Annotated in this window: 17 protein-coding genes; 3 read left to right on the top strand and 14 right to left on the bottom strand. The window is 65.9% G+C overall.

The annotated features are described in order from the left end of the window. Positions 1–9 precede the first annotated feature (9 nt). From gap to ACKAE7_RS02600, 13 genes are all read right to left on the bottom strand, one after another. Positions 10–1,020, bottom strand: a complete 1,011-nt coding sequence (gap, locus tag ACKAE7_RS02540; RefSeq protein WP_104187307.1) for a type I glyceraldehyde-3-phosphate dehydrogenase — start codon at positions 1,018–1,020, stop codon at positions 10–12. A gap of 262 nt (positions 1,021–1,282) precedes the next feature. Continuing rightward, entirely contained in the window at positions 1,283–1,909 is a 627-nt protein-coding gene (locus tag ACKAE7_RS02545) for a superoxide dismutase (RefSeq protein ID WP_188808970.1), read from the bottom strand. 99 nt (positions 1,910–2,008) lie between these two features. Continuing rightward, positions 2,009–2,989, bottom strand: coding sequence for a DNA-binding protein WhiA (whiA, locus tag ACKAE7_RS02550; RefSeq protein ID WP_015937022.1), 981 nt, complete (start codon positions 2,987–2,989; stop codon positions 2,009–2,011). Between the two features lie 9 nt (positions 2,990–2,998). Then, complete coding sequence (gene yvcK, locus ACKAE7_RS02555) at positions 2,999–4,015, bottom strand: uridine diphosphate-N-acetylglucosamine-binding protein YvcK (protein ID WP_408978431.1); 1,017 nt, start codon at positions 4,013–4,015, stop codon at positions 2,999–3,001. Next, positions 4,015–4,938 carry an RNase adapter RapZ gene (gene rapZ, locus ACKAE7_RS02560; protein WP_104187314.1) on the bottom strand — a complete coding sequence of 308 codons (924 nt, stop codon included), beginning with the start codon at positions 4,936–4,938 and terminating at the stop codon, positions 4,015–4,017. The genes yvcK and rapZ overlap by 1 nt, the downstream gene beginning before the upstream one ends. 90 nt (positions 4,939–5,028) lie before the next feature. Beyond that, a complete protein-coding gene (gene uvrC / locus ACKAE7_RS02565; protein ID WP_188808971.1) occupies positions 5,029–7,062 on the bottom strand; it encodes an excinuclease ABC subunit UvrC in 2,034 nt (677 codons plus the stop codon). 78 nt (positions 7,063–7,140) lie between these two features. Beyond that, on the bottom strand, positions 7,141–7,809 hold the full coding sequence (locus ACKAE7_RS02570; RefSeq protein ID WP_188808972.1) for a 1-acyl-sn-glycerol-3-phosphate acyltransferase: 669 nt from the start codon (positions 7,807–7,809) through the stop codon (positions 7,141–7,143). Then, the gene (locus ACKAE7_RS02575) at positions 7,796–8,512 is read right to left on the bottom strand and encodes an HAD hydrolase-like protein (RefSeq protein WP_188808973.1); all 717 of its coding nucleotides are present in this window, start codon (positions 8,510–8,512) and stop codon (positions 7,796–7,798) included. The genes ACKAE7_RS02570 and ACKAE7_RS02575 overlap by 14 nt, the downstream gene beginning before the upstream one ends. 69 nt (positions 8,513–8,581) lie before the next feature. Further along, positions 8,582–11,506, bottom strand: a complete 2,925-nt coding sequence (gene uvrA / locus ACKAE7_RS02580) for an excinuclease ABC subunit UvrA (protein ID WP_188808974.1) — start codon at positions 11,504–11,506, stop codon at positions 8,582–8,584. A 47-nt stretch (positions 11,507–11,553) separates the two neighbouring features. After that, entirely contained in the window at positions 11,554–11,934 is a 381-nt protein-coding gene (locus tag ACKAE7_RS02585; RefSeq protein ID WP_188808975.1) for a GntR family transcriptional regulator, read from the bottom strand. Next, on the bottom strand, positions 11,931–13,742 hold the full coding sequence (locus ACKAE7_RS02590; protein ID WP_188808976.1) for an ABC transporter ATP-binding protein: 1,812 nt from the start codon (positions 13,740–13,742) through the stop codon (positions 11,931–11,933). The genes ACKAE7_RS02585 and ACKAE7_RS02590 overlap by 4 nt, the downstream gene beginning before the upstream one ends. Beyond that, positions 13,739–15,487, bottom strand: coding sequence for an ABC transporter ATP-binding protein (locus ACKAE7_RS02595; RefSeq protein ID WP_188809067.1), 1,749 nt, complete (start codon positions 15,485–15,487; stop codon positions 13,739–13,741). Before ACKAE7_RS02595 ends, ACKAE7_RS02590 begins: the two co-directional genes overlap by 4 nt. 164 nt (positions 15,488–15,651) lie before the next feature. Continuing rightward, entirely contained in the window at positions 15,652–16,431 is a 780-nt protein-coding gene (locus tag ACKAE7_RS02600) for a trans-aconitate 2-methyltransferase (protein WP_188809068.1), read from the bottom strand. A gap of 97 nt (positions 16,432–16,528) precedes the next feature. Here ACKAE7_RS02600 and ACKAE7_RS02605 point away from each other — a divergent pair, with 97 nt between their 5' ends. The 3 genes from ACKAE7_RS02605 to ACKAE7_RS02615 are packed head-to-tail and all read left to right on the top strand — an operon-like array spanning position 16,529 to position 20,964. Further along, positions 16,529–19,072 carry a DEAD/DEAH box helicase gene (locus tag ACKAE7_RS02605; protein ID WP_408978432.1) on the top strand — a complete coding sequence of 848 codons (2,544 nt, stop codon included), beginning with the start codon at positions 16,529–16,531 and terminating at the stop codon, positions 19,070–19,072. A gap of 43 nt (positions 19,073–19,115) precedes the next feature. Further along, positions 19,116–19,616 (top strand): GNAT family N-acetyltransferase, encoded by a 501-nt coding sequence (locus ACKAE7_RS02610; RefSeq protein ID WP_188808978.1) that lies wholly within the window; start codon positions 19,116–19,118, stop codon positions 19,614–19,616. After that, the gene (locus ACKAE7_RS02615) at positions 19,609–20,964 is read left to right on the top strand and encodes an alpha/beta fold hydrolase (protein ID WP_408978433.1); all 1,356 of its coding nucleotides are present in this window, start codon (positions 19,609–19,611) and stop codon (positions 20,962–20,964) included. Before ACKAE7_RS02610 ends, ACKAE7_RS02615 begins: the two co-directional genes overlap by 8 nt. Here ACKAE7_RS02615 and ACKAE7_RS02620 read toward each other — a convergent pair. Continuing rightward, the coding region (locus tag ACKAE7_RS02620; protein ID WP_408978434.1) for an MFS transporter at positions 20,950–21,588 on the bottom strand (639 nt) is incomplete at its 5' end. The two genes, ACKAE7_RS02615 and ACKAE7_RS02620, sit on opposite strands and share 15 nt — an antisense overlap.

Below are 21,588 nucleotides of genomic sequence, written 5' to 3' on the forward strand. Positions count from 1 at the left end.
TGTCTAACCCTAGCCCAGCTTGGCTGCGACAAGCTCCGTGAGGTCGACGAGGCGGTTGGAGTAGCCCCATTCGTTGTCATACCAGGAAACAACCTTGACCTGGTTGCCGATCACCTTGGTCAGGCCGGAGTCGAAGATGGACGAAGCGGGATCGCCGACGATGTCGCTGGAGACGATGGGCTCGTCGGTGTAGGTCAGGAAGCCCTGCAGTTCCTCGGACTCGGCAGCGCGCTTGAGGGCGGCGTTGACTTCCTCCACGGTGGTCTCGCGGGAGACGGTGACCGTGAGGTCGGTGGCGGAGCCGGTGGGCACGGGTACGCGGATGGCGTAGCCGTCCAGCTTGCCCTTGAGCTCGGGCAGGACCAGGCCGATGGCCTTGGCAGCACCGGTGGACGTGGGCACCATGTTGATGGCGGCGGCGCGGGCGCGGCGCAGGTCCTTGTGCGGGCCGTCCTGCAGGTTCTGGTCCGCGGTGTAGGCGTGGACGGTGGTCATGAGGCCGCGCTCGATGCCGAACTCGTCGTTGACCACCTTGGCCAGCGGGCCGAGGCAGTTGGTGGTGCAGGATGCGTTGGAAATGATGTGGTGCGTGGCGTTGTCATACAGGTTGTGGTTCACGCCCATCACGATGGTGATGTCCTCGTCGGAGGCGGGTGCGGAAATCAGGACCTTCTTGGCGCCGGCGTCGATGTGCTTCTGGGCATCGGCGGCCTTGGTGAAGAAGCCGGTGGATTCGATCACGATGTCCACGCCCAGCTCGCCCCACGGAAGGTTGGCGGGATCGCGTTCGGCGAGGACCTTGACGACGGTGCCGTTGACGACGATGTTGCCGTCCTTGACCTCGATGGTTTCCTTCAGGCGGCCGCCGACGGAGTCGTACTTGAAGAGGTGTGCGAGTGCTTCGGGGCTGGTGAGGTCGTTGACTGCAACGATCTCCAGGTCCGCGCCCTGTGCGAGTGCTGCGCGGAAGTAGTTGCGGCCAATACGGCCAAAGCCGTTGATACCAATACGGGTCGTCACTTTTTCAGTCTCCTTGGTGCTTTCAGAAGCACAACTAGTTGAGCGGGCTATCAAGCCAACTAACAGATCCCGCACGCCATTGGGCAGAGATGATTTACATACGGAGGGCGACCAGCCTCATTGCTGAAGGCTAACCGCCTTCCGTGACCTATCTTACGTTTAACTTGGTCCGCCCCCGCAAGTGCGGGGGCGGACCGTCCACATCCCGGCCGATATATGTCCGGATTGTGAAGTTTGTTACACCGCGGTGCGGCCCACCTCACTACGGGAGGGTGATGAGTCCCGTGGCGTTGGTGCGGGCGGCTTCGAAGCGCTTGGCGACGTCGGCCCAGTTGACGATGTTCCAGAACGCCTTGACGTAGTCCGCCTTCACGTTCACGTAGTCCAGGTAGAAGGCGTGCTCCCACATGTCCAGCATCAGCAGCGGGGTGGTGCCCAGCGCCACGTTGCCCTGCTGGTCGTACAGCTGCTCGATGACCAGGTTGCCGCCGATGGGCTCGTAGGCGAGGAAGCCCCAGCCGGAGCCCTGCAGGCCAAGCGCTGCGGCGGAGAACTGGGCACGGAACGCGTCGAAGGAGCCGAAGGCGTCATCGATGGCCGCTGCGAGTTCACCCTCGGGCTTGTCGCCGCCGTCCGGGGAGAGGTTGTTCCAGAACACCGAGTGATTGACGTGCCCTCCGGTGTGGAATGCCAGGTCCTTGGAGAGCCGGTTGATGTTGGCGAAGTCGCCCTTCTCCCGGGCTTCCGCCAGCTGGGCCAGGGCGTTGTTGGCGCCGGCCACGTAGGCTGCGTGGTGCTTGCTGTGGTGCAGCTCCATGATGCGCGCGGAAATGTGCGGCTCCAGGGCGGCGTAATCGTAGCTGAGTTCGGGCAATACGTACTCGGTCACAAAATCCTCCAATATCGTGGACATTCGGTCCGGTTGGTAACTCTCGGATTATGCATCCGGGCGGCTGGCGCCCGGAATCTTTTTGATTCTATGGGGCTGTCACTCGTCCAGCATTTCAGGCGTCACATTGGCGTCGGTCCCCGGAATGCCAAGATCGAGCGCCCGCTTGTCCGCCATGGCCAGCAGCCGGCGGATCCTGCCTGCAATGGCGTCCTTGGTCATGACCGGGTCCGCCAGGCGTCCCAGCTCATCCAGGCTGGCCTGCTTGTGCGCCACCCGGAGTTCCCCGGCGTACTTCAGGTGGTCCGGAACGTCGTCGCCAAGGATCTCAAGCGCACGGTCCACGCGTGCGCCCGCCGCCACGGCCGCCTGGGCCGAGCGGCGCAGGTTGGCGTCGTCGAAGTTGGCCAGGCGGTTGGCGGTGGCACGCACTTCCTTGCGCATCCGCCGTTCCTCCCACACCATCAGCGCATCGTGGGCGCCCATCCGGGTGAGGAGGGCCGCGATGGTGTCCCCGTCGCGGATGACCACCCGGTCAACGCCGCGGACTTCGCGGGCCTTCGCCTGGATGTCCAGCCGGCGTGCCGCGCCCACGAGCGCCAGGGCGGACTCCGGCCCCGGGCACGTGACCTCCAGGGAAGAAGACCGTCCGGGTTCCGTCAGTGAACCGTGCGCCAGGAAGGCGCCGCGCCAGACGGCTTCGGCGTCAGCGGCGGAACCGTTGACGACTGCGGACGGCAGCCCGCGCACGGGACGGCCGCGTCCGTCGAGGAGGCCCGTCTGGCGTGCCAGCGCCTCACCGTCGCGGACCACCCGGACCACGTAGCGGCTGGCCCGGCGTAATCCCCCGGCGGAGACCACGATGATTTCGCTCTGGTGTCCGTAGACTTCGGCGATGGCTGCCCGCAGGCGCCGCGCCGTGGAGGCGAGGTCCACTTCCGCCTCGATGACGATCCGGCCGGAGATGATGTGCAGCCCGCCCGCAAAACGGAGCATGGCGGAAACCTCGGCCTTGCGCACTGATGACTTTTTGATGTCCAGACGGGACAGTTCTTCTTTGACCGATGCTGTCAGTGCCATGGCACCTTCCTAACTGTTCCCAAAAATGTCCTGGTACGCCGTCGCCAGACGCAAGGGGTCGTGGACGGGACGGCGGCCCGACGCCCCTACTTTACCCAAGACCACCTCGGCGCCGATCATCGCGGCGGCTTTCTCGAACTCCTGCCGGTCCGGGACGGAGGCGGGATCGGCAAGGACCACGTCCACGCTGAACCCGGGAGCGTAGCGCCGCAGCACGTCCAGGTGGTCGGCGGCGGTCATGCCCGTTGTTTCCTTCGTGTCCGTGGCCAGGTTCATGGTCAGGCAGCGCTTGGCCGGTGTCTGGCACAGTGCCTGGCGCATCTCGGGTAGGAGGAGGTGCGGCAGCACGGAGGTATACCAGGAGCCGGGGCCAAGGATCACCCAGTCCGCGAGCTCGATGGCCGTGAGGGCTTCGACGCAGGCCGGGGCTGCCTCGGGCAGGAGCCGCACCTGCTCCAGGGACCCTGCCACCGCACAGCGGGCCTGTCCCCGGATGGTCTGGAGGGCGGTGCTGCCGTCCGGGGCGTTGACGCGCACATCCCCCTCGATGGTGAGCGGCACGGTGGACATGGGCAATACCTGGCCGCGGGCCCCCAGCAGTGCGCCTGCCCACCTGAGCCCGGCTACGGCGTCGCCCAACAGCTCCCAGAGGGTCACAATGAGGAGGTTTCCCATGGCATGTTCGTCCAGGGATCCGCCCGGGCCCCGGCCGGGACGGAAGCGGTGCTGCATGACGTCCCGCCAGGTGCGTCCCCAGTCGGTGTCGTCGCACAGGGCGGACAGCGCCATCCTCAGGTCGCCTGGCGGAAGGACGCCGTACTCTTCGCGCAGACGCCCGGAAGATCCGCCGTCGTCCGCTACTGTCACCACGGCCGTCAGGTCGGAGGTGAGTAGGCGCAGGGCGGAGAGCGAGGCGGACAGGCCGTGGCCGCCGCCCAGGGCAACAACGTTGGGCCCCTTGTCATGCTGGCCCGCTGCGGACCCCGCGGGCGGGACCAGTGGCAGGGCGCCGGTGAAAAGCGACATTACTCCCGGCCCAGATCCCGGTGGGTGGTGGTCACCGTGACTCTTGGGTACTGCGCCAGCTTCTTGGAAAGCTCGACGGCGACCGCCACCGAGCGGTGCTTGCCGCCCGTGCAGCCCACCGCGATGGTGGCGTAGTGCTTGTTCTCGCGGCGGTAGCCGTCCAGGACAGGCTCCAGGGCCATGACGTAGCGGTCCACGAAGTTCTTGACGCCCTCGGCCTCAAGCACGTAGTCGCTGACGTCCTTGTCCAGGCCAGTGTGCGGGCGCAGTTGGGGCACCCAGTGCGGGTTGGGGATGAACCGGACATCGGCCACATAGTTGGCGTCCACGGGCAGGCCGTACTTGAAGCCGAAGCTCATGACGTTCAGGCGCAGGGCTACGGGACCGGTTTCGCTGAACAGTTCGGTGATGGCCGTGGCGAGGCCGTGCACGTTGTAGCCGGACGTATCCAGCACGACGTCGGAGCTGTCGCGGAGTTCCTGCAGCAGCTCACGTTCGGCAGCGATTCCGTCCAGGATGCGGCCGCCGCCCTGCAGCGGGTGCGGCCGGCGGCCCTGTTCGAACCTGCGGACGAGGACGTTGTCGCTGGCATCAAGGAAGAGCACGCGGAAGGTGACACCGCTGGCGGCCAGGGCTCCCAGCGCGGCGCGGATATCCGCGAACAGGCCCTTGCTGCGGACGTCGATGACCACGGCGAGCCTCGGAATGGACTGCGGGGCGTGGGACACCAGCTCCGCCAGGGTACCCAGCATCTGCGGCGGCAGGTTCTCCACGACGTACCAGCCGTGGTCCTCGAGGGCGTCAGCGGCTGTGCTCCGCCCGGCTCCGGACATTCCGGTGACCACCAGCAGCTCCGCTTCGAGGGGCTTGACGGGCTGCAGCCCGTCCTCACCGGCTCCGGATTCCGCCGTCGTGTCTGCCATTAAGTCCGCCCCGTTTCTGTTGTTGTCCCGCAGGCTGCCGCGTTGGCGGAAACCCCGCTCTTTACCCTAGCCAACTTTCAGGGAACTCCGCTAAGTTTCGATCACTTCGCCGGTGGTCATATTGATGGCCGGCACCGGTGCCGCTCCGGGACCGTCCGGCGCGAAGTGGTTGACGATCGCGCCGGCCAGGGCTGGCCCGATGCCTTTCGCCTGCGACAGCTCCGCGGCCGAGGCTGCCTTGACGCCCTTGACCGAGCCGAAGTGGGCCAGCAGTGCCTTGCGCTTGGACGCGCCGAGCCCCGGCACCCCGTCCAGTGCGGAGACGGTCATCGCTTTCCCCCGCTTTTGCCGGTGGAAGGAGATGGCGAAACGGTGCGCCTCGTCCCGGATCCGCTGAAGCAGGTACAGCCCCTGCGATGTCCTGGGCAGGATCACCGGGAAGTCACTGTCCGGCAGCCATACTTCCTCCAGGCGCTTGGCCAGGCCCACCACGTAGACGTCCACGATCCCCAGGTCCGCGAGGGCGCGGGCTGCAGCGTTGACCTGGGGCTTACCGCCGTCCACCACCACCAGGTTGGGCGGGTAGGCGAACTTCGCCCGCGGCGCCGGCGTGGTGGTGTCCAGGGAGCTGTCCTGTCCCTGTGCCGGGTTGGAGTCCGGCGTGGGGTCCGTGTCCGCCCCGCCAGCGGCACCGCCCAGGGCGGCCTCATCCACCTGTGCCGACTTGTCCTGGAGGTAGTGGCGGAACCGGCGCGTCAGCACGTCGTGCATGGCCGCGGTATCGTCCGCCGCGGCGGGTCCGGTGACCGAGAACTTCCGGTAGTCCGATTTCTTGGGCAGTCCGTCCTCCACCACCACCATGGAGGCCACCACGTTGGTGCCCTGGACGTGCGAGACGTCGAAGCATTCGATCCGCAGGAGCGGGACCGGAAGGTCCAGCGCCTCCTGCAGTTCCTGGAGCGCCTGGGACCTCACGGTCAGGTCCCCGGCGCGCCGCGTCTTGTGCAGTTTCAGGGCGTGTTCGGCGTTCTCCCTCACCGTGGACAGCAATGTAGCCTTGTCCCCCCGCTGCGGCACGCGGATATCAACCTTGGCACCCCGGAGTCCGCCGAGCCACTGCGCCAGCTCGTCGGCGTTGCTTGGGGTGACGGGCACCAGGACCTCCCGGGGAAGCCTTCCGTGGCTGTCGCCGTCTTCACCGTAAACCTGCTGCAGCAGATGCTCCACAAGGTCCGGGGTGGTGGAATCCTCCACTTTTTCAACCACCCAGCCGCGCTGGCCGCGGATCCGGCCGCCGCGGACGTGGAACACCTGGACGGCGGCCTCGAGTTCGTCCTCGTGCAGCGCGAAGATATCGGCGTCGGTCTCGTCTGCGAGCACAACGGCGTTGCGTTCAAAGACCTTGCGCAGGGCGGTGATGTCATCGCGGACCCGGGCGGCGCGCTCGTAGTCAAGCTCGGCCACGGCTTCGGCCATCTGCTTTTCCAGCTTGACGATGAAGCGCTTGGCTTCCCCGCCCATGAAGGCGCAGAAGTCCTCGGCCAGGGCACGGTGGTCCGGCGGGGAAATCCGGCCCACGCAGGGGGCTGAACACTTGTCGATATAGCCCAGGAGGCAGGGCCGGCCGCTGGCTTCCGCGCGCTTGAACACACCGGCGCTGCAGCTCCGCACCGGAAAGACGCGGAGCAGGGTGTCCATGGTTTCGCGGATGGCACCGGCGGTGTAGGGGCCGAAGTAGCGGGTGCCCTTCCGTTTGTCGCCGCGCATCACCTGGACGCGCGGATACTTCTCGTTCAGGGTCACGGCCAGGTATGGGTAGGTCTTATCGTCCCGGAAGACCACGTTGAAACGCGGCTTGAATTCCTTGATCCAGGTGTACTCCAGCTGCAGCGACTCAAGCTCGCTGCCCACCACGGTCCACTCGACGCTGCTGGCCGCGTGGACCATGGCGTAGGTCTTGGGCAGCAGTCCGGCGGGGTTGGCGAAGTAGGAGTTCAGGCGGGAGCGCAGGCTTTTCGCCTTCCCCACGTAGATCACCCGGCCGTGCTGGTCACGGAACCGGTACACCCCGGGGTTGGTGGGAATTTCACCCGTCTTGGGCCTGTAACTTGCTGGATTTGCCACCTATACAGTCTACTGAGGCGCGCCGGTTAGAAAATTCCACCCGGCCTCCTGCGCACAGCCGAGGCCAGCGGTTTTCTGCTACTCCGCAGCCTTGCTCTGGTTGTAGCTGGTGGACCGTTCCTGGCCGCTGAGTTCGGCGATTGCGTCCATGATGCGGTCAGTCACTTCCCGGCGGGCCGGCAGTGAATGGTCGGGGCCCGTCTTGTCGAAGTACAACGGCTCCCCCACCTTCATGGTGAAGTGCTGGGGCCGCACGCCGCTTTCGCCCGCGCGCTGGAGGTTCTCGGTTCCGATCAGGCCAACGGGTATGACCGGCGCCCCTGTGGTCAGGGCAAGCCAGCCAACGCCGGTGCGGCCGCGGTAGAGGATGCCGTCCCGGGAGCGGGTGCCTTCCGGGTAGATGCCGATGCCTTTGCCGGACTCCAGGATGTCCAGCAGCGTCTTGAGCGCCTGCACGCTGGCTGCCTGCTCGCCCCGTTCCACGGGAATGGAACCGACGGACTCGAAAAAGGCCTTCATGACCTTGCCCTTGACGCCCCCCGTGGTGAAGTATTCGGCTTTCGCGAAGAAAGCGACAGGCCGCGGCATCAATGCCTGGACAATGACGCTGTCGAAGAATGAGAGGTGGTTGGGGGCCACGATGAACGGCCCGTCGGTTGGGACGTTTTCAAGTCCGACGACGGTGGGCCGGCAGGTGCCTGAGATCAGGCTGCGGGTGGTCCAGCGTACGGCATCAAACATCGCCATTGTTGGTCACCCCGCTCATGGCCGCCGCGTGGGCAGCCTGCATCCGTCCGATCAGTTCCTCGAGGCCTTCCGCGCTTTCCACGATGGCCACGGCACCTGCCTCTTCCAGTTCCCCGTCCGGGGCGAATCCCCACGCCACCCCGATGCAGTCCAGGCCGTTGGCGATGGCACCGGAAACGTCCTGCGCCCGGTCCCCCACCATCACGGCATGCTGCGTGTCCAGGTCCTTGAGTGCGGCAGCGATGATTTCGGTCTTGCCCAGCGGAATCCCCTGCACGGCGCTCTCGTCATCCGCGGAACCGTGGATGCCGTGGAACAGCCCGTCCATGCCGTGATGCTCCAGTACCGTGCGGGCCAGGCGCTGCGGTTTCTGGGTGGCAACAGCCACCGGCAGCCCGGCTGCAGCGAAGGATTCCAGTACTTCGCGGACGCCCGGGTAGATCCGGCTCTGCGCGATCCCGGTGGCAACGTAGTACTCCCGGTAGAGGCGGATGACGTCATCCAGCAGGTCCGCCGGCACCTGTGCCACGTTCAGCAGGGCATCACTGAGCTTCGGCCCGATCATCGAGTGGAGCAGGTCCTGGCCGGGAACCGGCAGGCCCATGGCACGCAGTGCCGAGGCAATTCCGTCTGTTATCCCACCGGCCGGATCGACAAGAGTGCCGTCCAGGTCAAAGATCACGGGCACTGTTGTTTGAGTCACCGGGTTAGTTTCTCATGTCAGCACTCATGCCTGAAACTCGCATACGCGGAACGGAATACTTGTGCGGTCCTACTCCAGGATTTCAGCCAGGAATGCAGCAGTGTGGCTGGCGGTGGACTTGGCAAGCTGCTCAGGTGTTCCGGACGCGACCACCTGGCCGCCGCCGGAGCCGCCGTCAGGTCCGAGGTCCACGATCCAGTCCGCGCTCTTGATGACGTCCAGGTTGTGTTCGATGGTGATCACGGTGTTGCCCTTGTCCACCAACCCCTGCAGGACCATCAGCAGCTTGCGGATGTCTTCGAAGTGGAGCCCGGTGGTCGGCTCATCCAGGACGTATACACTCCGTCCGTTGGAGCGCTTCTGCAGCTCCGCGGCCAGCTTGACGCGCTGGGCCTCGCCACCGGACAGCGTGGTGGCGGGCTGGCCCAGCCGGACATAGCCCAGTCCCACGTCCACCAGGGTGTTCAGATGCCGGGCAATGGGTGAGAAGGCAGCGAAGAACTCCGCCCCCTCCTCGATGGGCATGTTCAGGACGTCCGCGATGGTCTTGCCCTTGTAATGCACCTCAAGGGTTTCCCGGTTGTAGCGCGCACCGTGGCATACCTCGCACGGGACGTAGACGTCCGGCAGGAAGTTCATCTCGATCTTCAGGGTGCCGTCACCGGAACAGGCCTCGCAGCGGCCACCCTTGACGTTGAACGAGAACCTGCCCGGAAGGTAGCCGCGCACCTTGGCTTCGGTGGTTTCGGCAAAGAGTTTCCGGATGTTGTCGAAGACGCCCGTGTACGTGGCGGGGTTGGAGCGCGGGGTGCGGCCGATGGGGCTCTGGTCCACGTGGACAACCTTGTCCAGGTGCTCCAGGCCCTGGACAGTCTTGTGCCGCCCGGCCACCTGCTTGGCGCCGTTGAGCTTGTTGGCCAGGACCTTGTACAGGATCTCGTTAACCAGGGTGGACTTGCCCGAGCCGCTCACCCCGGTGACAGCAGTGAAGAGGCCCAGCGGGAAGGCGGCGTCCACGTTCACGAGGTTGTTCTCACGCGCACCCACAACCTTCAGCTCGCGCTTCTTGTCGTACTTCCGGCGCTTCTTGGGGACTTCGATCTTCTTGCGCCCGGACAGGTAGTCGCCGGTCAGTGACGCAGTGTTCTCAAGCAGTTCCTTGTAGGAACCGGAGTGGACCACCTGGCCGCCGTGCTCCCCCGCGCCGGGTCCGATGTCCACAATCCAGTCCGCAACATGGATGGTGTCCTCGTCGTGTTCAACAACGATCAGCGTGTTGCCCATGTCCCGCAGCCGGGTGAGGGTGTCAATCAGCCGCCGGTTGTCGCGCTGGTGCAGGCCGATGGACGGCTCGTCCAGCACATAGAGGACTCCCACCAGGCCGGAACCGATCTGGGTGGCCAGGCGGATGCGCTGCGCTTCCCCGCCGGAAAGCGTCGCGGACGGACGTTCCAGGTTCAGGTATTCAAGGCCAACGTCGAGGAGGAACGTCAGGCGCGCCTGGATCTCCTTGAGCACCTGGTGGGCGATCTGCGCTTCGCGCCCGGTCAGCACCAGGTTGTTCAGGAAGTCGGCGCAGTCGCGCATGGGAAGGGCGGCGACATCGGCAATCGATTTGCCGTTGATCAGCACGGACAACGATGCCGGGTTGAGACGGGCACCGTTGCAGGCGGGGCAGGGAACCTGCCGCATGTACTCTTCGTAGCGGTCGCGGGCCCAGTCCGAGTCCGTCTCGCCGTGCTTGCGGTGGACGTACTGGATGGCGCCTTCGAAACCGGTGCTGTACTTGCGTTCCCGGCCAAACCGGTTCCGGTACTGCACCACCACTTTGTGGTCCTTGCCGTGCAGGACAGTCTGGCGCACGTCCTTGCCCAGTTTCTCCCACGGGGTGTCCATGGAGAAGCCGAGCTCCTTGGCCAGGCCCTCAAGCAGCCTGTTCCAGTATTCCGTGGTGGCCGTGCCCAGCGACCACGGTGCAATGGCGCCCTCGCCCAGGGAGAGTTCCGGGTTGGGAACGATCAGTTCCTCGTCCACTTCAAGCTTTGTGCCGATGCCGCTGCAGGCCGCGCAGGCGCCGAAGGGGTTGTTGAACGAGAAGGAGCGGGGCTCGATCTCGTCGATGGCAAGGGGGTGTTCGTTGGGGCAGGCCAGGTTTTCGGAGAAAGCGCGCAGCCGGCCGGGATCGTCCGCCTCAAGGTCCACGAACTCTGCCAGCACGCGGCCCTCGGCCAGGCCCAGGGCCGTCTCGATGGAGTCCGTGAGCCGCTGGCTGATGCCTTCCTTGACCACCAGGCGGTCCACCACCACCTCGATGGTGTGCTTGAACTGCTTGCCCAGCTTGGGCGGATCGCTCAGCTGCACCAGGTTTCCGTCCACCCGTGCGCGTGAGTAGCCCTTGGCGGTCAGTTCCTTGAAAAGATCGACAAACTCGCCTTTGCGTCCACGCACCACGGGAGCAAGCACCTGGAAGCGCGTGCCCTCCTCAAGCTCCAGCAGCTGGTCCACGATCTGCTGGGGCGTCTGCTTGGCCACGGGCTCGCCGCACACAGGACAGTGCGGACGGCCTACACGGGCCCAGAGCAGCCGCATGTAGTCGTAGATTTCGGTGATGGTGCCCACCGTGGAGCGGGGATTTTTGCTGGTGGACTTCTGGTCGATGGAGACTGCCGGCGACAAACCTTCGATGAAGTCGACGTCGGGCTTGTCCACCTGGCCCAGGAACTGGCGGGCGTAGGCGGACAGCGATTCAACGTAGCGCCGCTGGCCCTCCGCGAAGATGGTGTCGAAGGCAAGGGAGGACTTCCCGGATCCGGAGAGCCCGGTGAAGACGATCATCGCGTCCCGGGGCAGATCGAGGTCCACGTTGCGGAGGTTGTGCTCGCGGGCGCCCTTCACCACAAGGCGGGAAAGGTCCGGGCGCTGCGGGGCAGCCGCAGGGGGGACAGATAATGCAGTGGAGGGGGCGGAGGTTTCTTCAGCTACGGCTTTAGGCACCCCATAATGCTAATCGAAAACTTCTTCGAACTTGCACGGTTCCGCCCTCAGGGAACATCGTAGGCGGCAGCCAGCAGCTTCACTGCCTCGGCGAACGTGGCGCCCTGCGCCTTGGCAGCAGCGGCGTACGCTGCGGCCGCGGCGGAGAGCCCGCCGAGACGTTCATCACGTGCGCACACTACCGTACCGTTCCTGCCGCGGGTGGCCACCACCCCGGCCGCCTCAAGCTGTTTGTAGGCCCGGGCCACCGTGTGCGGAGCAACGTCAAGGGCCTCGGCCAACGCCCTGACCGCGGGCAGCCTGGTCCCGGGCGGCAGGGATCCGTTGTCCGCCAGGTGGATGACGTGCAGCCGAAGCTGCTCGAACAAAGCCACGGTGCTGGCGGTGTTGGGCCTCCACGTTCCGGGAAAGCCGGCTGCCGGCGTCAAATGCCCGCCTCAAGTGCGTCAGTCCGGCCCGGGCCCGCGGAGAACTGGGCGTTGTGCAGCCGGGCATAGTAGCTGTTGGCAGCCAGGAGGCTGTGGTGCGTGCCCTGTTCAACGATGCGTCCATGGTCCATGACCAGAATTAGATCAGCGTTGCGGATCGTGGACAAACGGTGGGCTATGACGAAGCTGGTCCTGCCCTGCCGCAGGCGCTGCATGGCCTGGCGGATCAGGAGCTCGGTCCTGGAGTCAACAGAACTGGTGGCTTCATCCAGGATCAGGACCGCCCTGCCCGCCAGTTGCGCGCGGGCGATGGTCAGCAGTTGCCGCTGGCCCTGGCTCAGGGGTTCACCACCGTTTTCCAGGACTGTGCCGTAACCGCCGGGCAGCGCCCTGACGAACCTGTCCACGTAACTGGCCTCGGCCGCCGCGATAATGCAGCTTTCCGTGGCTCCCGGCCGGCCGTAGGCAATGTTTTCCCGGATGGTGCCCGCGAAGAGCCACGCATCCTGGAGCACTACCCCGAACTGCTCCCGGAGCCGGTCCCGGGACATGGCCGCAACGTCCGTCCCGCCGATGGTTATCCGGCCGGAGCCGGGCTCGTAGAACCGCATCAGGAGGTTCACCACGGTGGTCTTCCCCGCACCCGTATGCCCCACGATAGCCACCGTTTGGCCCGGCTCCACGGAAAAGGAGAGGTTGTGTACTGCCGGGGCCGATTCCGGATAGCCGAAGGTGACGTCATTGAATACTATGCGTCCGCCTGGCGGTACCGCCTTAACCTCCGCGGGTTCCGGGGGATCCTCCTCCGTGTCAAGGAGGGCAAAGACGCGCGCGGCGGAGGCCACGCAGGACTGGATGAGGTTCAGCATGCCGCCGATCTGTCCCACGGGCTGGGTGAAGAGCCTGCTGAACTGGATGAAGGCCTGGATTCCGCCGATGGTCATGGCGCCGGCGATGACCTGGAGGGCACCCACCACGGCCACGGCGATGTAGTTGAGGTTGGAGATCAGCACCATCAGGGGCTGCACCATGCCGGCCGAGTACTGTGCTTTCGTGGCTGCGCGCGCGAGCCTGTCATTGCTCCGCCCGAAGATCTCTGCGGCCTGGGCCTGGTGCCCGAAGGCCTTAATGACCTCGTGTCCCGAGACAAACTCCTCTACATGCGCATTCAGCTCGCCGGTCTCGGTCCACTGCCCTGCGAAGTGCGCCTGGGAACGGCGGGCCACGAGAACGGTGATCAGGGTGGAGAGCGGGACGGTGGCAATGGCGATCGCAGCGAGCAGGGGCGAGATCCAGAGCATCATGGCCAGGGACCCACAGAGCATCAGGACGGACATGATCAGCTGCGTCAGGAGCTGGTTCATGGCCTGGGCGATATTGTCGATGTCGTTCGTCGCACGGCTCAGGACGTCGCCCCGGGACCGTTCCCGGAAGTAGGCGGACGGCAGCCGGTGCAGCTTGTCCTCAAGCGCAGCCCGCAGTCCGTACATGAGCCCCTGGACGGAGCGGGCAGTAAGCGCCCCCTGAATCCAGTTGAACAGTGAAGCAAGGACATACATCACGGCCACTGCGGCCAGCAGGAGGCCCAGCCGCCCCTCGTCCAAAGCTCCCTGGAGCACGCCTTCCACCACCACGTCCGTGGCGTCGCCAAGGTATTTCGGCGCCGCAACGTTGAGTCCGGCGAAGGCGCACGTTGCAGCTACGGCGCCGAGCATAAAACGCCTGAACGGCCGCAGCCGGCCCAGGAGCCGTCCGGCCGTGGGCCAGAACTTTTCAGCCGCTCCGGGAGCTGCAGCCGGCGGCGTCATACCGGCCCGTCCAGTGCCAGCTGCGAGTCTGCGATCTCCCGGTAGGTTGAGGAACTTTTTAGCAGCTCCAGGTGCGTACCCTGCGCCACCAGCTGACCGCCGTCGAGAACCAAAATGAGGTCCGCGTTTTCGACCGCGGAGATCCGTTCCGCCACCACAATGACCGTGGCGGCAGCGAGCCTGGCTGCCAGCGCCTGCCGCAGCCGTGTGTCGGTGTCGTAGTCGAGGGCTGAGAAGCTGTCATCGAAAAGGTAGAGCGGACTCTTCCGGAGCAGGGCCCGGGTGATGCACAGCCGCTGGCGCTGGCCGCCGGAAAGATTCGTTCCGCCCTGGCCCACTGGTGTGGCAAGCCCCAGCGGCAGTTCACGCATGAAGCGCATGGTCTGCGCTGCCTCGAGGGCGTCCCATAATTCTTCATCCGTGGCTTCCGGCGCGGCCATACGGAGGTTGTCTGCAATGGTGCCGGAAAACAGGTGGGAGTGCTGGGGAACTATCGACATGGCTGCGCGCAGGGTGTCCAGCGGCAGGTCCCGGATGTCCACACCGTCCAGGCTGATTGTCCCTGCCGTGGAATCGAGGAACCGGGGAATCAGGTTGAGCAGCGTGGACTTACCACTTCCTGTAGAGCCCACGATGGCCGTGGTGGTTCCCGGTCCGGCCGTGAAGCTGATCTCCGCCAGGACAGGAGCTTCGGCGCCTGGGTGCGAAAAACCCACCCCGCTGAACTGCACAACCCCATGGGCGTCCTGCAGCCGGAATCCGCGGCCCGCCGTCCGCAGCCCGGCATTGGCTTCCTGCGGATCGCGCACCGACGGTTCAGTGGTGAGCACTGCTCCGATGCGCTCCGCGCAGACTGCCGCCCGCGGCGCCGTCATCAGGACGTACATCGCCATCATGATGGCGAGCAGGATTTGCAGGATATAGGCAATGAATGCGGCCAGCGCTCCGATGTTCATCAGGCCGGTTTGGATCCGGTGGCCGCCGAACCACACAACGGCCACGGAAGAGATGTTCACCACGAGCATGATGAGCGGCAGCATTCCCGCCACCAGGAGTGCTGACTGGAGATTGTTTGCCGTCAGGCTGCTGTTGGTCCGGGCGAAACGCCGGACCTCGTGGTCCTGGCGCACGAATGCCCGGATGACATTGGCGCCCATGATCTGTTCGCGGAGGACGCCCCCTGCGCGGTCCAGGAGGTCCTGGCCCTCGCGGTAGAGGGGAATGAGGCGCCGCACGATGAGGTACATGATCAGCAGGAGCAGTGGCACGATGACGATCACTACGGCGGACAGTGCCACGTCCTGCTGGAGGGCAAGGACGATGCCTCCCAGGCCCATCGCCGGTCCCGCTACCAGCATGGTGAACACCAGCACGGAGAACGCCTGGATCTGCTGGGTGTCGTTGGTGGCCCGGGTGGTAAGGCTCTGGGTGCCGAAGGCTGCCACTTCCTGTGAGGACAGTGACTGGATTTTGGTGAAGATTTCGGCCCGAAGCTGGTGCCCGATCCTCATTGCCACCACGGCCGCCAGGTAGCCTGCCGCTATGGCTGCTGCTGCCTGGACGACGGCTACGGCCGCCATGACGACGCCCAGGCGGGTGATGACGGCATTGTTCCCGGCCACGATCCCGTCGTCTATGATCGCGGCGTTGACCGTAGGCAGCATCAACGTGGCGGCCGCCTGGACCAACTGGAGAACAACGATGGCAACCACAGGGGCTTTGTGGGCCCCGAGCAGCCGCCTCATTAGTCCGATCAGCAACGTACCTCCACTCAGGTCAGTCAGCCGAGGGGGCAGCCGGCGGTAGCCTCTCCCCCATCAGCCACCCCGTTATTGTAAGCCAGATCACTTTCCACTGTTGTCACACCACGTGACTGCATTGTCGAGGCACTGCAGCGGACTGATCCCGGTCACGGCTTTTTGCGGCCCACCGCAAAGATCCTGCGGAAGGGATACACCGTGCCATGCCCGGTCTGCGGGTAGGCCTCCCGGAGCGCTGTTGCGTACTCCGCCTCGAACTTGGCTGCATCAGGCGCGGAGAGGGCAGCCAGGACGGGCCGCAGCGCCGTGCCGCGGACCCACTCCAGGACAGCGTCCCTGCCTGGCAGGACCTGCTGGTATGTGGTCTCCCAGGCATCGGCTGTAAACCCGGCGTCGAGCAGGATATGGAGGTAGTCCGCAGGCTCGCCCACCGATTCCCCGCCGCGCAGGACACCGCCCAGCTGTGGCGCCCACTTCTCTGAGCCCGCCAGCCCGCGCATCAGTGCGTGGGACGCGGCGTTGAAGTTCCCGGGGACCTGGAGGGCGAACCAGGCGCCGGGCCGGAGGGCATCCAGCCAAGAACGCATCATCTCCTGATGGCCCGGCACCCACTGCAGGGCGGCATTGGTCACCACCACGTCAGTCTCCGTGGAGGGTTTCCAGCCGGCGATATCGGCCTGCTCGAAGCGCAGGCCCCCGCCCGCCCCGGTCAGCGCCGCAGTTTTGGCGAGCATCTCGGAGGAGGAGTCAACGCCCACCACCTCCGCGGCGGGCCAGCGCTCCGCCAGCGTCGCTGTCAGGTTTCCCGGTCCGCAGCCAAGGTCCACCACCTGTACGGGACGGTCCGCGTGGACCCTCCCCGTCAGGTCGAAAAAAGGCCGGTGCCGGTGATCGCCGAACTGGACGTATTTCGCCGGATCCCATTCCATGTCCATCTCCACGCCTTGAAGCCGTCACGTCTACGGGCGAAGCCTAACCCGGGCCAGGCGGAATCCCGGGCCCGGCCGGGCACTAAGCTGGAAATCAATGAAACTCGTTGATCAGCTGACCGAACTTTCCGCCCCCAGCCTGCCTGCCGGCGTCGACCCCGATGACCTCTATACCCGGTTTGTGGAGTGGACAGAAAGCCGGGGACTGGCCCTGTACCCGGCGCAGGACGAGGCGATTATGGAGCTGGCAACCGGGGCCAACGTCATTTTGGCTACGCCCACCGGGTCCGGGAAGTCCCTGGTGGCCATCGCGGCCCACTTCCAGGCCATGGCCCAGGGCCGGCGCAGTTACTACACTGCGCCCATCAAGGCGCTGGTCTCCGAAAAGTTTTTTGCCCTGTGCGACATTTTCGGTGCTGAGAACGTGGGGATGATCACGGGAGATTCCGGCGTGAACCAGGATGCGCCCATCATCTGCTGCACGGCGGAGATCCTGGCCAACACCGCACTCCGCGAAGGGGCGGCCGCGGAACTGGGGACCGTCATCATGGACGAGTTCCATTTCTACTCCGACCCGCAGCGCGGCTGGGCCTGGCAGGTGCCCCTGCTGGAGCTCCCGCAGGCACAGTTCCTCCTGATGTCCGCCACGCTTGGCGACGTCAGCCGGTTCGAGGAAGGCCTGACGCATCTGACCGGGCGGCCCACCACCACGGTGAGCTCCGCGGAGCGGCCCATTCCGCTGCATTACTACTACCACGAGACGCCGGTCCACGAGACCCTGGAGGAACTGCTTTCCACCAAGCAGGTGCCGGTGTACGTGGTGCATTTCAGCCAGATCGAAGCGATCGACCGCGCCCAGACCCTGATGAGCATCAATGTCTGCACCCGCGAGGAGAAGGACGCGATCGCGGAGCTGATCGCGAACTTCAGGTTCGCGGCCGGCTTCGGCAAGACACTGAACCGGCTGGTCCGCCACGGCATCGGTGTGCACCACGCGGGGATGCTGCCGAAGTACCGCCGTCTGGTGGAACAGCTCGCCCAGGCGGGGCTTTTGAAGGTCATTTGCGGCACTGACACGCTGGGCGTGGGCATCAACGTGCCCATCCGCACCGTCCTGCTGACCGCCCTGAGCAAGTACGACGGCGTCCGCACCCGCCTGCTTAACTCCCGTGAGTTCCACCAGATTGCGGGCAGGGCAGGCCGGGCCGGGTACGACACCGCTGGGACGGTCGTGGTCCAGGCCCCCGAGCACGTAACCGAGAATGCGAAGGCCATGGCCAAGGCTGTCGCCAAGTTTGGTGACGATCAGAAAAAGCTCCGCCAGGTGGTCAAGAAGAAGCCGCCGGAGGGCTTTGTGAGCTGGGGAGAACCAACGTTCAAGCGGCTCGTCGAATCGGCGCCTGACCCGTTGACATCGAGCTTCTCCGTGACCCACGCAATGCTGATGAACCTGATGGAACGGCCCGGCGACCCGTTTGCCGCTGCCCGCCGCCTGCTGACCGAAAACCACGAGTCCCGGTCCTCCCAGCTGCAGCTCATGAAGAAGGCGCTGGGCATTTACCGGGAGTTGCTCGCGGCGGAAGTCGTGGAGCGGATCCCCGCCGAGGAGCAGGGACCCGACGGCCGCACCGTCCGGCTGACTGTGCACCTCCAGCCGAACTTCGCACTGAACCAGCCGCTGTCCCCCTTTGCACTTGCTGCACTGGAACTGCTGGATCCGGAGTCGCCGTCGTACGCCCTGGACGTGGTGTCCGTGATCGAGGCGACCCTGGAGAAACCGCGCCAGATCCTCTCCGCGCAGCAGAAGAAGGCCCGCGGCGAGGCGGTGGCGGCCATGAAGGCGGACGGCATCGACTACGACCAGCGCATGGCCATGCTGGACAGCGTTACCTACCCCCAGCCCCTGGCGGAAATCCTGGGCGAAGCCTTCGAGGTGTACCGGAAGGCTGCGCCCTGGGTGGGCGACTTCGAGCTGGCGCCCAAGTCGGTGGTCCGGGACATGTACGAGCGCGCCATGAACTTCGGCGAGTTCGTACAGTTCTACGGACTGGCCCGTTCGGAGGGCATCGTCCTGCGCTACCTTGCGGACGCCTTCAAGGCCCTCCGCCAGACTGTGCCGCAGGACATGCTCCGCGATGACCTGGAGGACCTCGTCGCGTGGCTCGGCGAGCTGGTCCGGCAGGTGGACTCCAGCCTCCTGGACGAATGGGAGGAACTTGCGTCCGGCCTGGCACCCACACCGCATGATGCTCCCCCGCCTCCCCCGCCGTCGCTCACGTCCAACATCCGGGCCTTTCGGGTGATGGTACGCAACGAGATGTTCCGCCGCGTGGAACTCTTTGCTGACGAGGACGCGGCAGCGCTGGGCGAACTCGACGGTGCCGCAGGCTGGAACGCCGAGCGCTGGGAAGACGCCCTGGACGACTACTTCGATGAACACGATGACATCGGAACCGGGCCTGATGCCCGCGGACCGGAACTGCTCATCATCACCGAGGAACGGGACCGGTGGAAGGTTCGGCAGATCTTCGAGGATCCGGCCGGCAACCACGACTGGGGCATTTCCGCCGAGGTTGACCTGGCCGCCTCCGACGAGACGGGCACCGCCGTGATCAAGGTGACGGAGGTCAACCGGCTCTGACCGGTCACACGCCGGGGCGGACACCGGACGGTAAGCTCGAACAATGAGTGTAATCCGCCCCGCAACCCGGCAAGACGTACCAGCGATCCTTCGGATGATCCACGAACTGGCGCACTACGAGAAGGAGCCGGACGCCGTCCGGAACACACCGGAAATGCTCCAGGAAGTGCTGTTCGGCGAGAACCCGCGCGTGTTCGCAGCCATGGCGGAAAACGAGGCAGGGGAAGTCCAGGGTTTCGCCCTGTGGTTCCTCAACTATTCCACCTGGGAAGGCGTCCACGGGATCTACCTGGAGGACCTCTACGTCAGCCCGGAGGCCCGCGGCGAAGGGCACGGAAAGGCACTGCTCCAGCACCTGGCCGCCACCGCCGTGGACAACGGATACGCCAGGGTGGAATGGAGCGTCCTGGACTGGAACGAGCCGTCCATCAACTTCTACCGCAGCCTTGGCGCCAGGCCCATGGACGGCTGGTCCACATTCCGGCTCACCGGCCAGGCACTCGAACGGTTCGGCAGCGCCGTCCCGGCCCGCGCCAATGGCTGACGCACGTATGCCGGCGCTGGCCGGCCCTGCGGTCCGGGTACAGCACGAGGTAAAGGCACGGCACCAGTTCCGTGGCATGCGCACCGTTGAACACTTCTTCAGGGTGCCGCTGGACCATTTCGGCAACTCCCGCAACGGCGAAACCATCACCCTTTTTGCCCGCGAATACGTCTCGGCCGCGCACTCCGAGGAACAGGCCGCAGAGCTTCCGTGGCTGCTGTTCCTCCAGGGTGGCCCGGGCGGGCGGGGCAACAGGTTCGGATCCCTGGGCGGCTGGAGCAAGGCGGCCGCCAGGGACTTCCGGATCCTGATGCTGGACCAGCGGGGCACCGGCCTCTCCTCCCCCATTGACCGCACCACACTTCCGCTGCGCGGACCGGCCGCGGCCCAGGCCGCGTACCTGGAACACTTCCGTGCCGATTCCATCGTGGCCGACGCCGAGCTGATCCGGGACGCCCTGGGGGCACGCCCGTGGACGGTTTACGGGCAGAGCTACGGCGGCTTTTGTGCCCTGACCTATCTGTCTTTTGCCCCGGAGGGCCTCCGGGAAGTACTGGTCACAGGCGGCCTTGCGCCCCTGGCCGGCCCGGCCGAGGACGTCTACCGCGCCACGTTCCAGCGCGTGGCCGCCCGGAACGCCGAGTACTTCGCCTGGTACCCGGAAGACCGTTTCGCCGTTGAGCGGATTGCCCGCCACCTGCGGCACACCCCGGAATTCCTGCCCGACGGCGGTCCGCTCACCGTGGAGCGCTTCCAGATGGTGGGTGCTTTCCTGGGCGGCAACACCAGGGTGGACAGCCTGCACCACCTGCTGGAGGATGCCTTCACGGAGACCGCCGGAGGCCCACGGCTGTCCGACGCCTTCCTGGACCAGGTGCAGGGCATCGTGTCCCGCCGCTCCAATCCCCTGTACGCGCTGATGCATGAGTCCATCTACGGCCAGGGGCAGGCCACCGGCTGGGCGGCCTGGCGCGTGCTGGACGAGTATCCGGAGTTCAGGCCGGACGCGGAGCCGCTGCTGCTGACCGGCGAAATGGTCTATCCCTGGTATTTCGAGCAGGACCCGGCACTTCGGCCCCTCCGGGAGGTGGCGGACCTGCTGGCCGCCAAAGAGGACTGGAAACCGCTTTACGATCGCGGGCAACTGGCAGCAAACACGGTTCCGGTGGCCGCCGCCGTCTACTCGGACGATATCTATGTGGACCGGAAGCTGTCCCTGGAAACGGCGTCCGCCGTCAGCGGGCTGCAGGTGTGGGAGTCCGGCGACTTCCACCACGACGGTATCGCCGACGACGGGGAAGGGATCTTCGCCCGGCTCCTGGGCATGGCACGCTCAGGCGGCCGCTGACTGCTGCCGGCCGGCCATGACGGTCAGGAACGCCACGGCCAGGACAGCTGCGCCCACGGCACCTCCCAGGAGGTTGAGCCCCAGGTAGCCAATCCAGCTGAGGACCAAACCGGACACCGCCCCGCCAACGGCGCCGGCAGCACCCATCAGCATGTCGGACACGCCCTGGACCGCAACCCGCGACTCCTGCGCCACGCTTTCGGCCAGCAGCGTGGAGCCGGACACGGTGGCCGCGGACCAGCCCAGGCCCAGCAGGACCAGGCCCACCGCCACGGCCGCGGTGGATGCCTGGCCGAACCCGGCGACAGCCACGGCCATCATCAGCAGGGTAAAACCGATCATGATGGTCTGGGCCCTGCCCGCCTTGTCCGTCAGCCAGCCCATCACGGGCGACAGGGCGAACATCCCGGCGATGTGCAGTGAGATGGTGAACCCGATGATCACCAGTACGTCGCCGGACGCCGTGTGGCCTGCATGGCTGACACCCGGGCCCTCCACCAGCTCCTGCAGGTGCAGGGGCGTCATGGACATCACGCCCACCATGACGGCGTGGGCTCCGACGACGGCGGCCACGGCCAGGAGCGCGGTCCGGGAGCCGCGGATGGCGCGCAGGCCCCGGGCGAG

The organism is Pseudarthrobacter sp. NKDBFgelt (assembly GCF_046097905.1).
GTDB classification, from domain to species: Bacteria; Actinomycetota; Actinomycetes; order Actinomycetales; family Micrococcaceae; genus Arthrobacter; species Arthrobacter polychromogenes.